Origin of the sequence: Paraburkholderia sp. GAS32, assembly GCF_050434225.1 — a bacterium.
Taxonomy (GTDB): Bacteria; Pseudomonadota; Gammaproteobacteria; order Burkholderiales; family Burkholderiaceae; genus Paraburkholderia; species Paraburkholderia madseniana.
Genome location: NZ_JBNPVS010000091.1, coordinates 1 through 13,876, shown reverse-complemented (window position 1 = coordinate 13,876; position 13,876 = coordinate 1). Strand labels below are relative to the sequence as shown.

The 13,876-nt window shown below is 56.1% G+C and carries 5 protein-coding genes and 3 pseudogenes; 3 read left to right on the top strand and 5 right to left on the bottom strand.

The genetic code is table 11. The features are described 5' to 3' along the window. Positions 1-1,655 precede the first annotated feature (1,655 nt). Positions 1,656-1,856: a hypothetical protein gene (locus tag P3T25_RS47340; protein ID WP_429364570.1), complete on the top strand. Its 201-nt coding sequence runs from the start codon at positions 1,656-1,658 to the stop codon at positions 1,854-1,856. A gap of 3,473 nt (positions 1,857-5,329) precedes the next feature. Here the strand turns inward: P3T25_RS47340 and P3T25_RS47335 are convergent. Together P3T25_RS47335 and P3T25_RS47330 are read right to left on the bottom strand one after the other, a co-directional pair. Further along, positions 5,330-6,307 carry a ParB/RepB/Spo0J family partition protein gene (locus tag P3T25_RS47335; RefSeq protein WP_429364568.1) on the bottom strand — a complete coding sequence of 326 codons (978 nt, stop codon included), beginning with the start codon at positions 6,305-6,307 and terminating at the stop codon, positions 5,330-5,332. After that, positions 6,304-7,512: a ParA family protein gene (locus P3T25_RS47330; RefSeq protein ID WP_266261742.1), complete on the bottom strand. Its 1,209-nt coding sequence runs from the start codon at positions 7,510-7,512 to the stop codon at positions 6,304-6,306. Before P3T25_RS47330 ends, P3T25_RS47335 begins: the two co-directional genes overlap by 4 nt. A 1,122-nt stretch (positions 7,513-8,634) precedes the next feature. Between P3T25_RS47330 and P3T25_RS47325 the strand changes: the two genes are divergently transcribed. Beyond that, a complete protein-coding gene (locus P3T25_RS47325) occupies positions 8,635-10,032 on the top strand; it encodes a replication initiation protein (RefSeq protein WP_200567610.1) in 1,398 nt (465 codons plus the stop codon). 649 nt (positions 10,033-10,681) lie between these two features. Here P3T25_RS47325 and P3T25_RS47320 read toward each other — a convergent pair. Next, a pseudogene (locus P3T25_RS47320) lies at positions 10,682-11,772 on the bottom strand (IS630 family transposase). Positions 11,773-11,843: 71 nt separating this feature from the next. Continuing rightward, positions 11,844-12,035: pseudogene (locus P3T25_RS47315) on the bottom strand (transposase domain-containing protein); the annotation flags it as partial. A 28-nt stretch (positions 12,036-12,063) separates the two neighbouring features. Here P3T25_RS47315 and P3T25_RS47310 point away from each other — a divergent pair. After that, positions 12,064-12,270 (top strand): annotated as a pseudogene (locus P3T25_RS47310) (transposase domain-containing protein); the annotation flags it as partial. 331 nt (positions 12,271-12,601) lie between these two features. Here P3T25_RS47310 and P3T25_RS47305 read toward each other — a convergent pair. Beyond that, on the bottom strand, positions 12,602-13,876 hold a 1,275-nt coding region (locus tag P3T25_RS47305; protein WP_429364565.1), incomplete at its 5' end, for a putative bifunctional diguanylate cyclase/phosphodiesterase.

Sequence of the window (13,876 nt, the reverse complement as noted above, 5' to 3'; positions counted from 1 at the left end):
GCCGTTCAACGTTGCCAAGCCGCGCGACGTATTAGTTCCTGCATGATCTAGCCCTACGCGCCGGCTCATTGTGGTGTGCGTTAATTCGCGCTTACGTTTGGTCAGGGCCTGACAGCAGCTTTGGCCCATCAGTCGTGACGAGGTTTATCGGCAGTTCACTTAAGTTGCGCATGCGGAACTTGCCTCGTCCCTGTACCGCGTCGCTGCTCGCAGTGCCGGTTCCTTGTCACCAAGGTGGACCGTCCATCGGAAGGGTACTTTGTCCCCGGAGCTTCACACCCGACGGTCTCCCGTCGCGCATGTCCAGGTAGGCAACTGTTGGTCGTACAACAGGTCACGGCTTCAACCTCCAAACTTCGACCGCTGAATGTGACAAGGCAAAAAAGAGCTTTACCATCTACAGCATGCCGCATTACGCGCGGCTGACGGCGACACGTGTCGCACCTACACCTTGACTCTACCGATCTCACACGCGAGCGGCGAATCCTAGCGGGGCATTGGCGACTCTGGAGACGCACCGCCTGTGTTAGTTCACGGGTTGTTTGTGCCGTGGAGAGTGTCGGCGCACGGCCCGGCCGGTCAGTACTGGTATCGACCTTCAGCATGGCCGCCTGAGCCGGCCATGCGTTGTGCTGTCCAAAGCCTCGTAGCGTCAGGAGATATGTGTCGTCCAGATTAGCCCATTTATCCATGACGTGGAACCAGCGACTGTCGACGTCGACCGATTCAATCGCCTTGCGCTGGCCGCCGGTTTCGGCAACCAGACGCATGGTTCGTTCGTGATACCGGATCTGCAAGCAGGCGATTTTCTCTCCGGGCGGCCTTGCTCATGCACTCGCCCTGGTTTCTTCACCGATGTCGCGTTGTGCACCACTCGAGGTCGATTGCAGGCGGGTATGCTTGTCCGGATTTGAGTCTTCCGCCTGGTACAGCAGGAGACGGCAACTTGCCGCGACAGTAGCAGCACGACTGCGAATCATCCGCTGCATTTCCGATTTGCGTCACCAGGCGGTCCGAAACCTAAATCAGTTGCGGCATCCTCTCCGAAAACCGCCATACATGTTCTGGATGGCAAAGACTTAGGCCACACTGAATGTGTCACCGACGGAGCCTCAAAATATCGGCCCAACGCGCCTTCGCAGTGATATTTTTTCTTGCAATCTGAACGAAATAAAGTCGTCAGTTTCTATAGATCCGCATTAAGTTTTTCACCTCGTGTCCTAAGCTTCGAGGCCCGTCCGTAAGGACCTTATCTTACGGAAAATTCCCTGCACATCGAAGAGCCGGTGCACGCCCCGTGGCGCGGACCGATTCGAAGTTTTTCGTCCAAGCTGGCGTGACCTCCTTGATGAAGGGATTCTGTTTCGAGCGAATCCTGCGATGGTCATCTTCCGCGACCGGCCCGGCTTTACAGATGTTGGCGCGAGGCAGCACCTTGGCGGTTTTTTGATTCGTTACGTTGGTCGATAATATTTTGTTATCCTTATTTATATGTTTTATGACCGCACAAACGGGCCCCACCGTCGATTCGATGGAACGGCACTGCCCATGCGGAAAGTTTCACGGGGTGACCTCTCGGCTGCGCGGGGCTTGGTCGACAACTGGCGCCGCGTGCAGCCTTGCATTTGTCAAACAGGAGCCTCGGTTCATGATCCTTGCAGCCAGCGATCGAGTGCTTTCTGACCCAGCCCCGTGAGTTGCTCGAGGACGAGCGGGAGTTCTCGGGTGTGGACCTGGTGCTGGTCCGCATGGCCGAATTCGACACGTTGCACGCCGCGCGGCTTCGTGCGTCCGATCTGCACACGCAGACGCTATCACTGCTCACTTCGTTGATCGTCGCAGAAACAAAGTCATGAACCACCGCAGGCCGGAATTTGAGGCAATTGACCTCGCGACACGACTGACGGTTGTATGTGCCGGTTTCGATCACGAGGCACGCAGCACCTTTGGGGCGGGGCCGGAGGCGCGTGTGCGCTACGTTCGCGGCAGATCGCTCAAACAGATAGAACAGTCAACAGGGATCGATCGCAGCCGGTTGTATCATCACCTTGAACGGCTCTTATCGCCGCATCCGGGCCGACGGCCATTTGGATTCCGCGCACTGGTCAGCTAGCTACGGGTCACCGATCATGTTCCTCTAAGGCAGGTGCGGGTCCATGGTGAGCGCGACAACTGTGGTGCCGCGGGCAAGTAATCGCCGCATTTCGAGCACTACGCTACCCTCGCCAGCCTGGTTGCTGCAGGTCAAACGGCGTTGCGTGGTGCGGGAGCAGATTGATACCGATGGGTGATTGCGAACGCGCTTGCGAGGACGGCAGCCACTGCATGACGAAGTTGTCCACCAGCGTCCCGTAGTGGGTTTGGCGGCAGCGGACTACGAGCGAGCGTCGTTGACCGTGTCGTCGAGGGATCGCGGTTACGCCCCCAGTTCAGACAAGTCCCTATGTTTTATTACAAAAGCGCTTGGCAAATGGCTTTTACAGGCCAGCTGGGGCGGGAGATTTCCTGCGCTCATGGCGTTACTACACAATACGTAGCGTTTGCTACAGATCATTCGGCTCGGCGTGCGCCCTCCAAAAGTCAGCCTAGGTTTGACCGGCTACAGATCCCCGCGGAGCACTTCGTCGTGAAACATTAGGAGTATTAGGGTCACAGAGGACCGGCACTACCCTGTCAGCATTGGCTTTCCCAGGTTTCCTGGTTCGATGGTCGATGTTTCACGGAAGCTCAATTTCACCTGCAATTGTCATTCCGGATGAATTCAGACATTCCGTCCGACAACCGCGAGTTGAGGCTTTCATTTCTCCCGACTGCGAAGTGAAAGTGTTGACGTTGCCGCGTCGCAGCCTTGCTCGATGAGTTTAAAATGGGGTCATATCAAAACTTCTTTCCATTCCACGCTATCCGACAGCTGCCATAAATTACGGGGCATATGGAGGCTTCTTTTCATTTCGTGGCATTCGGAGTACCCCACCACGAACCGGCTAACCAACGACGGAGAGATTTTGTTGATCGGCCATCCGAACCCGAAGACTATTCGCGGATCATGACGCGTGGCTGTTACTACAATCCAAGGGTCAACAAGATCTTTTCTGATACGAACATGACGGTTACCCAGTTGCTCAACGGTTGGGTTTCAATGTCGCCCGTTCTTACTGAGAGTCCCGGCGAGCATTCGACTAGAGGGACCATCATTCGGAATATTTTCAGAGATCCGCGATCGGCCCGTGGCCAGCAGACGTCATGCGTCTTCGAAGCCTTGTTGAATTCTGACAGGGTCTCAGACTCTCCAAGCGAGGAGCCTTGGATTGACCGCTGGAGGGTCCATCGCATAATCCAGCGGAGAGAGATGGCAACCCTGCACGACAAACAGTCAAGGAAGAACATTCAGGAAAGGATCATCGCCGCGGTGCAATGAGGGCCCGCGGCCATCTGCCTCCTTGTGTTTGGTTTTTTCAGCAGCTTTTCAACCCTTTGGGGAAGTCAGTTCCTCACGTCGTGGACGATTGGAAGATCTGCTGTCATGCCGTCCTTCACGCCGCTGCGTCCACTCGCACACCTCAGGCGGCTTTTGGAACTTGCGAATGATAGGTAATGACCTTAGCGACCCATACTCAAACCATCTCGCGAATTCGCATCTATCGCTCGATAGCGACTTCGCAGCTTTGCCCCATTTTGCCCGCGCGCCGGCGCCGACCATCGCGCGGTTTTACTTCGCAAAAAACGAGGGCTGCGACGATCCGACGCCTGTATGGGTTGATCCAAGCCTCTGCCGCATGCTGGCTGCCTTGGTCAAACTGGAGGTCAAGCATGGCTCATCCGTTCTCGCCGTCCATCTAAAGGCTTCGGCTTAGACGCTCGGCGGCCCGCGGCTGACGAAGGTCAGCGTGAACTGGTCGACCAGACTGCGGCGCTGGTCGCAACCCGGCCCAAGGGAATCGGAGAGTCGGCATGTGGGTTCGGCCGCTGATCTCAACGCGGGATGAAGGCAGGAGGGACTTCGACGCTCGACGCCGCGTATTGGCATTGGATAGACCCGGCGCATCGTTGCGTGCCTACACAAAAGAGTTGAGGCGCTTCCTTCGTTGGGTCGGGATCTGGGCGCACCTAGGCTTGATGGCGGCCAACCCATGGAAGGCTGCGATGGACCCAATAATTCTCGAGCGCGATGAACTAAAAAAATGTGCGACGCATTGTCAGGTGGCCTATGGGAAACAGTCCAGAGCTTCTTGGATCTCGGATGTGGGCAGGCTGCAACAAAGCAATGGCAAGTAACCCGCGAGTTAATACTGCTTACCGATGTCTCAAGTCTGTGGCGAGAGGATGCCGCGGGCGCGATACACGGCAAATTTCAGATTTCAATGCACGGCACAGGCATTGAACCGATCTTCCGTTCTTACGGTGGACCGGGGGGAGGGAGGCGCAAAAGGGAACATATGATTCCAATGAGCCTTGCTACGTGCCAGCCATAGGTCGCACTGGGGCACCGGGAGTTCGATTGCAGTTCTATCTAAGCGTCCGCTGCGCCCGTTCTTGCTCCGTTCTTTGCGCTCCGTACAAAAATGGCAGACGGAATGTATGCCGTCGGGGCCGAGACAGATATTCAGCGCGCGGCATCGCGTCTGGTTGACTGGGCGATAACCGGGTGCTGGTCGGTATAGACGACCGTTACGGAGCTGACCGGATGTCGCTACACGAAGTTTTCCGCCACTCATTCCGGCACACGTTTGTACCTTCAGGCTGCGGCCGAAGGAGTTCCAAGAAATGTGATTCAGAGCGTTGCAGCATGCTCGTGTCCAGAAGACTTTCATTTATGGGTAGGCTAAAAAACGACCTATGGCGAGAGAGTTTGAGCGTTTCTACTCCCCAACAGCATTAGATATGAATGGCCGCACAGCCGAACATGAGGGTTATGTTTGGGCCTGTCGCTTTGTGGACCGCACTTGTGGAGGATTTACGCATGGGTGGCCGACATGGGTTGCCCCGCGAACAGGCCTCCGCCGAAGAGTGTGCCTAGTAGCACACTCTTTCGTCGCCCCGCAGGTAATGGAGCGGGGTGGCTAACGTCGTGCGGACCTGGCGAATTTACGGCTGGTCAGCCGATTCGGGTCGCCTCGCAAGTTAGGGCTCATCCGAAAAGTGTGCCTAGTAGCACACTCTCGTTCACCACTATGCGCCGCCGATACGCCAGGATTTGTGGCCGACCACTCAAGAAGCCGCGCGCTGAATCCCCGTCGCGTAAAGCGGCCACGATATAGCATGCGGAATCAAACAGCCGAAAAAAAGCCCGCATCGAGGCGGGCTCCAGATCCATTGGCGATGAACTCACTCAAGAGGGATCGCCGTTAAACAATTCGCTGATGACCTGACGAATCCGGGTCTCCTGTGCATCTGAGAGGACGCCCGTTTTGATTTTTACGGTGAAGCTGTTCACGTCCTTGGTAATGCTGCCGGCGTGAGTATTTCCCGCAAAGAACTTCTCAATTGAACGCTCGCGAGCCGTTGTGCTAGATGCACGACGGCCGAGCAACGCAGCAATTGCCGGCGCATACTTACCTTGGTCCAGACTTCCTGATACAACATCCGGCCAAAGCTCGCGGGCAGCAGCTACTGCATTCTCACCATGTTTCTTGATGACATTCGAAATCGCATCGGCGGCATTGCCACCAATGAGCGTGGGATTGATATCGAGATCGTTCGTCATGAACGCGGGTAGGCCGTCGAATGCGAGGTATCGGTACAGCCCTCGCCGGCTCATGCCGACTGCTTCGGCCAAGCGTGTGCGATTCGGAAATTCTTTTGCGGTACGGCGAATGGAGATGGAAATCTCATAGTCGGCCAAGTCATCCCGACCGATGTTCTCCACCAGCGCCAGCACGGCCATATCCTGATCCGTGCAATCAACAACCAGGACTTTGATTTCCTCAAGTCCGACTAGCTTGTGCGCGCGCCAGCGCCGTTCGCCCGCAACAATCTGATAGGCAGACTCTGCGCGGCGAACGACGATTGCTTGTAGCAGCCCGACCTCGCGAATGGACTCTGCAAGTTCAGATAGTTTCGCCTCGTTGAAAACCCTCCGAGGCTGCCACGGATTCGGCACTATCTCTGATACGGGCAGCACAGATTGCGCACCGCGCGTCTCCAGCTCCTGAATCTTAATATTGGCCGCGGCCAAGGCGGCAGCCATCCCTGGCCCGGTCTTCGGTTTATCGTTTGTTGGCTTGGAGGCAGTGACCTCGTCTTTCGGGATATCTGAAGCAGCCCGCAGATTGGCGGTCTGCTCGGCCATTCGAGCACGGATGTTCATTTGCCGAGCCTCCACTGTTCGACGTACATGTCGTCAATCCACTTGCAGTATTCCCTGAGCGGATGGCGAACCCGCTCGACTGTTTTCGAACTCGCGTCCTTCTTGCTCAGGTCAAACACCGTCGACAGTGCAAGCGCGCCGCTACTCATCGCCGAGCTTGCCGGAATTTCGGTTGTCGACAGCCAATCACCGTATGCCCGTTGAGTCCATGGACGAACCACAGATGCCGACGAAGTCGGGCTGTTATCGACCTTTGAAAGGATGACAGAAATGAAGTCGTAGGCCTTGTTGGCCTCCTTCTCCATGAAGTTACGCGCGATGTCGGAGAACAGCCCCCAGAACGACACCGAACTGATGAAGTCGAGGCTTTCCGGAACCAGCGGCATGACCATCGAATCGGCAGCCATCAGCGCATTGAGCGTCAGGTAGGACAATGAAGGCGCCGTATCGAGGATGATGTAGTCGTATTGGCTGCGAAGCGGCGCGAGACCTTCCCGCAGGATTGCCCAGAATTGAAAGCTGGGCTTGGTCTTGAGCATCGATGGGATGTAGAACTCCGCACTGAACAATGAGGGGTGTGCTGCGATGACATCCAAACCGTCCCAGTAGGTCTGCTTGACGAATGATGACAGTCCGCCTTCGATGGTCTGGTCGTAGATGAACGGTAAAACCGTCGAATCCTCATCAACCTCCTTCTCTGCATACAGTCCGCAAAGTTCGGAAAGTGATGCCTGCGGATCCAGATCAATGGCGAGCACCCTCCGACCGCGGAGCGACAATCCTTGCGCAAGACACATAGACGTCGTTGTTTTGGTCGAACCTCCTTTGAAGTTGGCCACGAGAATGACCTTCCCGTCCGCACCGCGCGACCCGGTGACCAGCGGCGACTGGTATATTTCGGAGAGTTGCTGCACGTAAGTCCGTGCCTCGGCCAGTGTGAAATGGCGGCTACGACCAGTACCCGATGCCTCACCCGCCGGCAACGTGCTCCCTTCCCTTGTGGCCTGGTAATGAATCTTCGTGCGATCCAATCCGCAAAGCTCGGCGACCTCCGCCGTAGTGAACGATGGGGCCGCTTTTCGAGGTTTTGGCGTCAGGATACTGTTGCGCAAGTCCTCCGTGAGCGTGTTAAGCGTCTCCGCGAAACCCGCAAGTTCACCCAAGGTCACTCTTCGCGTTATTGCCGGGAATTCTGCTTTAGACATGGTTTTTAAGGTTTAGTCCGAAATCGAGACAAAGCGTAGAATACTAGAAAAATACAAAACAGTGCCACTAAGTTAACCTCAGTTCTTAGAAAACTGAGCTAAGTGGCTATCTTGAAACCAAAAATGTCTATTTATTTCATAATGTGGGAAGAACTCGTGTCGATATTGGAGGGTTCTATACATGCGTTTTGAAATGTCATGGTGAGGGAAATTGTTGAACCAGTGGCGACCCGGTCCGGAAGGTGGGTGAGAAGTTTTGTTGAAAACGGAACAACAAGAGGCGAGCGAGTCCGAGCCGAAACATAGATAGGGCGCGATTAGTCTTGCGGTGCATCAAAACCAGCCGGAACGACAAGACACCCCACAAGATTTCTCACCATTACTCGCCTCGCTGGCCCACCTCACAATTCAGCTCACCATGGATCAGCGGCGTCGACGATTACACAAAATCCCTCACCACATGGCCTGGAGAGCACAACTTGGCAGCCCCCCACGACTCTCCTGATCACCACGCCGGAAGATCGGAAGCAGCCGGGGCTACTCCCTAACCACCGAGGCACTAATGCTTTTCTCTTGGTCCGACCGTGGGTTGCCCTGCCCAGCACAAATTTACTCACCGTCATCAACAAAGAACCTCACCACCTCCTAAGGATGATCGCTGGAACCCCCCGGCACATAACGCATTGTCGGCTTCGAGGAAGGCTTCAACAATTCATCTCACCATGATGCCGACGGCAACAGGAAATCTCACCCTGCGCGGGTAAACACTTCACTCTCGTAGGGGAATTTCATTCACCTTTGCCCGCAAAAGGGCTCACCTCTGAAACAAAAACACTCACCTTTCTCTGGTTAACTCATTGTTTTTTCAGGAGTTTGATTTTCTCTGTATGTTTGTGGGTTCGTTATTTCTAAGACTTTAAAACACAAAACCAACGGCTCGACGATGGACCGACTAGCATGCTCGCGGCGCCATGGTGAGCATCAATGTCGACTTGACTGATTGCGAAGGTGGGTGAGCCGAATTGTTGAAACAGCGTTTTCATGGTGAGCCTTTTTGTTTTGACATCTCACCTACGCGTGTTAGAGTCTCCCGCGGCTAGCAACCAATAGAAGAGGGCCACGATGTCCACTGACGTATCGGCTCGCGCCACATCGCGCCAGATGTCGCTCGAACTGTTTGAGGAGATGTTGGCGACCGACACGCCGATCCATAAGTCAACCAAGGAAATCGGCTATCAGCGGAACAACGTTTTCGTTGATGTCGCGGACGTCGGAGTCACAGCGCGTCGCTTGCTTGATGCAGCGCATTTCATCGTGGCGCAGGAGTCAACAACACCGAAATACTACGACGTTGAACTAAGCTACTTCAGGTGGCTCATGCGTTACGACAGCTACAACTACAAACATCTGAGAGCAGTCGTATCCGAAGCACAGAAGGCACTCATCCAAGTGTCCGCGGCACCGCAGGGTAGCACCTCGCCAGAACACGAAAAATGGGTTTCCGTGCAGTTGCTCGGCATTGTCGGTATCGACAAAGGACGCATAACATTTGAAGTCCCGCAACCGCTCATCCGCCACATTAAGGACCCGGAAAAGTCTCACTGGTTGAGCCTTCGCATCACGTCGGCCTTCACCCTTACTTACGCACGTGCAATCTACGACCACGTCATTGCGTACGTGACGGACGGCATCACGGATTGGTTTGAAATTGACTTGATCCGAAACTGGCCAGGCAAAGCGGGTTCCAGCGCAACGGTCTTCAAATATTTCAAGCGGGACAGTCTCGAGCCTGCGGTAAAGCAGATCAACGAGGTCTCTGACATCGAGCTGAGCTACGAGACTCGCACCGAAAGCCCCAAGTCCAAGAAGATTGACCGGATACGCTTCAGGCTTTCCAGGAAGGAAGGGGCCGACACCGTCCGCGCGAGCTTAATTGGGTTGAAGGAAACCTACACCACGCTGAAAACCGAATTTGGCTTCACCGAAAAGCAGTTCAATATTATCTCGCAGAACCGCGCCATCTGGTCCGATGAACGCATCCTTGATGCAATCGAATACACCCGCGCGAAGATTGATGACGCGAAGGTGACAAAGAGTCCCTCCGGCTATCTGATGAAGGCCATCACTGAGGGCTACAAGCTTTCAGAGGCTGAGCGCCGGATGAAAACGGTACTGGCCCAGAAAGCCACGGAAGAACAGGCAGAGGTGACTGCCAGAGTCAACACGAGAATCGCCGTTGAAGCGAACAGCGCAGCTCGTGAGGAAGAAGCCAAGCTGCGATTAGCCGACGAGGTCCGCGCTGGTCGCGAAGCGTTCGACCAAGCTGACGCGCGCGCGAGGAAAGATTTCATGCGCGCGTACATTGCATCTCCCTCTGGCAAGCTGGCCATCAAGCGTCTCAAGTTCAACATAGCCACCATTGGCGAAGCAGACGTGCTCACCCACGCGGATCTCTCCTTCGCCTTCTATCATTTTGTGTACCTGCGCAACAAACCCAAGGCGGCTCGAACGCGCGCCTAACCGGTCGAAAATCAACGGGAGCGGGGCAGGTCACCAGCAGGCGTGTTGCGCAGGTGGCCGCGGCGGGCATTGCCGAGGGGGGCAGTGAACGAATCTGAACGGCGTTTCGAATCGAATGAACTACCCTCAGCATCCGACGCAAGCTGTGGGGTGGTTCGCCTTGGTTGCCTTTCTATTTTGTGGGGGGCCGCGACCAGGCGCCCATGGCGGTGATCCGCCAGTACATGGAACAGCTGCGGATGCCACTCGAAGAGCGTCCGCAACGTCCACGCAATTCTTCCTTTCTCCGAAGTGAGAGGGTTGCCGTGCACTTGCTTACCTAATCGAGTCGACCAAACATAACGCCTTAATGCAGTTCTCGGCGACGAGAGTTCATAAATTACCGTTTCATAAAGAGAATTCAAAGAGTGCTACTGCAATCAATATTGGATAGGTCGAGTTAGTGCTAGTAAGAAACGTTGATCGCTATGCTGGCTAGCAGGCTGCAGCCTCACTCTTGCTGTGGCCTGAAACAGAGGATCAACCTTCTCTCGGTGCACTGTAAGCGTCATGGCAGTACCGTCTAGACAGGTACTGCGGGATGGCCAATCTGGTTCCCACCAGAATGTAGTGGGAACCAGATTGATGCGGAGGCTAAGTGCGGTAACAACTAGTGTTCCGTTCCGCTGATTCGCGTACAAAGTCTTTGTAGTTTTGCGAGGATGGAGTCAGCGGAAGCGGTCCATGTAAAAGGTTTGCAATTCTCGTTGTAGTGGGACACGAATTGATCAATACGCTTAATCAGTTGCTTGACGGAACCGAACGAGCCGCGACGTATAGCCTTGCCGGTGATCAGCGCGAAGAAGCGTTTCACCTGGTTAAGCCACGAACTATAAGTGGGGATGAAATGCATGTGCCACCGAGGCCGCGCGGCCAGCCATGCGTTGACCTTGGGATGCTTGTGGGCACTGTAGTTGTCAACGATGCAGTGCACGTCGAGACCTGCCGGGACCGCCTTGTCGATCTCACGCATGAACGACAGAAACTCCTGGTGCCGGTGACGCGGCTTGCAGGTGGCCAGCACCGCTCCGTTGAGCACGTTCAGGGCCGCAAACAGCGTAGTGGTGCCGTGACGGACATAGTCATGCGTGACGCCCTCCACGTAACCGAAGCCCATCGGCAGCATAGGCTGCGTACGCTCAAGCGCCTGGCATTGGCTTTTCTCGTCCACACACAGCACCAGCGCGTTCTCCGGAGGGCTCAGGTACAGGCCGACCACGTCGCGCAGTTTCTCGATGAAGAACGGGTCGGTCGACAGTTTGAAGCTTTCGCTGCGGTGCGGCTGGAGGCCCAGCAGTTTGAAGTATCGATGGACGCTGGTCGCAGAGATTGTCGTCTCCGCAGCAATTGTGCGTACGCTCCAATGCGTGGAGCCGTCGGCAGGCTTGGTATGCACGTCTTGTGGATCAACTCGGCCACCCGCTCGTCATCGATCGTGCGAGGCTTGCCGGGCCGGACTTCGTCGTACAGACCGTTGATGCGCTGTTCAAGGAACCGGGCACGCCATTTACCCACCGTGGCACGTGTGAGTTGCAAGCGCCTGGCAATTTCGCTATTTGGTTCGCCAGCGGCCGCAGCCAGGACAATGCGTGCCCGTGTAACCAGCGCAGCCGGAATCTAGCGCGAACGCGCCATCGAAGCAAGTTGCGATTGTTCGGCATCGCTCAACGTCAACTCCACCTTCGGTCGTCCCATTGGCATGCTGGTATCTCCAGTTCCGTTGATACCAACATCCTACGCAAACATAGTTCAGTTAACAACGGAACAGGACACTAGGATAGCTGAGATACAACGGCCCACGGCAGCAGTTCGTTGACGCGGTTGATCGGATGCTCAGCAATGTGGGTGAGAACGTGACGCAGATACGCTTCGGGATCGATTCCGTTGAGTTTGGCCGTGCCGATCAGGCTGTAAATTGCGGCAGCACGTTCGCCTCCAGAGTCCGCACCGGCGAACAGGTAATTCACTCCTTTATGCCGACATTGGCATAACCGACGAAACTATCTGTTCGCTGGAGCAGACTCCGGCGGTGAGCGAGCGGCCGCAATCTACGGTCTCATCGGTACCGCAAAACTAAACAATCTCGATCCAGAGTTCTACCTTCGGCATGTACTTACCCGGATTGCCGACCATCCTGTCAATCGCGTTGACGAATTACTCCCGTGGAAAATTCCTTCGGTTCCGGCGGTGATCAGCTGATTCGTAAGAGTTTGAAATGCACTTCCGCGTACGCGGAGTTACAACTCCAAACTTGCTTTCCATCGCGGTCAAACATTGCAAGTCCCTTCTCCACGGTGCATTGCGCCTGAGGCCAAACAGCACCATGTCCGTTCATCGCGGCGGACAATGCGTTCCGCTCCTTGCAGGTGGCCAGATATTTACCGTTCCGTAGTGCCATCACCGACATCAGAAATGTTGAGAACAGGGCTATCTTAACCCGTCAAGACGTCAGTCAAGCATCGCTTACAATCGATACCCGGCGCGGCAAAAAAATGCGACCGCACCAGTGGCCGGCGCGTGGTGAACCGCGTTAGACCGCGCTTTCCCGCTCCATGCGTTGGTCATCGGCGCCGCTGTAACGCGTCTGCTGTGCTTTCAGATAGCGCGTGAGCTCGGCGTTGGTCACGAAGCTCGCGGCGGAGGAGGCCGCGAGAATGTCTCTGGCCTCTTGCGGTTTCGCAATCGCGAAACCCTGCACGTAGTCGACGCCTAGTTCATTCAGCGCGCGCAAGGTCTCGAGGTCTTCAACCCATTCGGCAATGCTACGCATGCCGAGATTACGTGCGAGGGTAATGATCGCCTCGACGATCGCGATATCGGCCGGATGGTTACACATCGTGCGTACAAACTCGCCGTCGATTTTTAGCGCGTCGGCCGACAGCGTCTTCAGGTAGCGTAACGATGTCTGACCCGCGCCGAAATCGTCGATCGCGATCTTTGCGCCCATGTTGTGCACGCGCGCGATGAAGCGCTCTGTGTGCTCGAGATCGTGCAGCGCGACGCTTTCGGTGATTTCAATGCACAGGTAATGGACGACGTCCTCGTGGCGCGAGAACAGCGCGAATAGCTCGTCGAGGAAGTGTTCGTCGTTGAGCGAGCCGCCGCTCAGGTTCACGCACACAAAACAGGTGGTGGAGAGCGACGCGCGGTTCTCGCTGAGCCATGCGAGCGTCGTCGAGAGCACCCAGCGGTCGATCGCGACGATGGTGCCGGAGTCCTCGGCCGCGGCGATAAGCTTCGCGGCTGTGGTCACCGAGCCGTCCGACATGCGCAGACGCAGCAGCACCTCGAAATCGAGCGTTTCTGCCGGTGCGCGCATCGACATGATCGGTTGCATCACGAGGAACAACCCTTCGGGCAGCCGGCTCTGTCCCAGCGCCTCGATCAGACTGATCTCGGCGGCGCGCTCCTCGAACGCCGGCGCGCCCTTGCGCAGTGCGACGAGCCGCGCATTGCCGCCGCGTTTGGCGGCGCGACACGCGCGGTCGGCGTAGGCGAGGGCGTCCAGCACGCGTTCACTTTGCGAGCACTCGACTACGCCGATCGACCCCCTGACCTGGAACGCTCGTGTATCGACGTGAAATGGCGCGGAGTTCAACGCCAGGACGAGTTCACGGCAGCACGCGATTGCATCGTCGATCGCCGTGTTCGCGAGCATGAAGACGAATTCGTCGCCGCCGATGCGCCCGATCGGCACGCCGGAACCGAGCCGCTCGACGAGGCGCGTAGCGACATGCCGCAGTATTTCGTCGCCGGTCCCGTGGCCGAACAGGTCGTTTAACAGCTTGAACCGGTCGAGATCGAG

Excerpts from the sequence above, each read along its gene's own strand:
- P3T25_RS47335 (WP_429364568.1), bottom strand. The coding sequence starts at position 6,307 with ATGAACATCCGTGCTCGAATGGCCGAGCAGACCGCCAATCTGCGGGCT.
- P3T25_RS47330 (WP_266261742.1), bottom strand. The coding sequence starts at position 7,512 with ATGTCTAAAGCAGAATTCCCGGCAATAACGCGAAGAGTGACCTTGGGT.
- P3T25_RS47325 (WP_200567610.1), top strand. The coding sequence starts at position 8,635 with ATGTCCACTGACGTATCGGCTCGCGCCACATCGCGCCAGATGTCGCTC.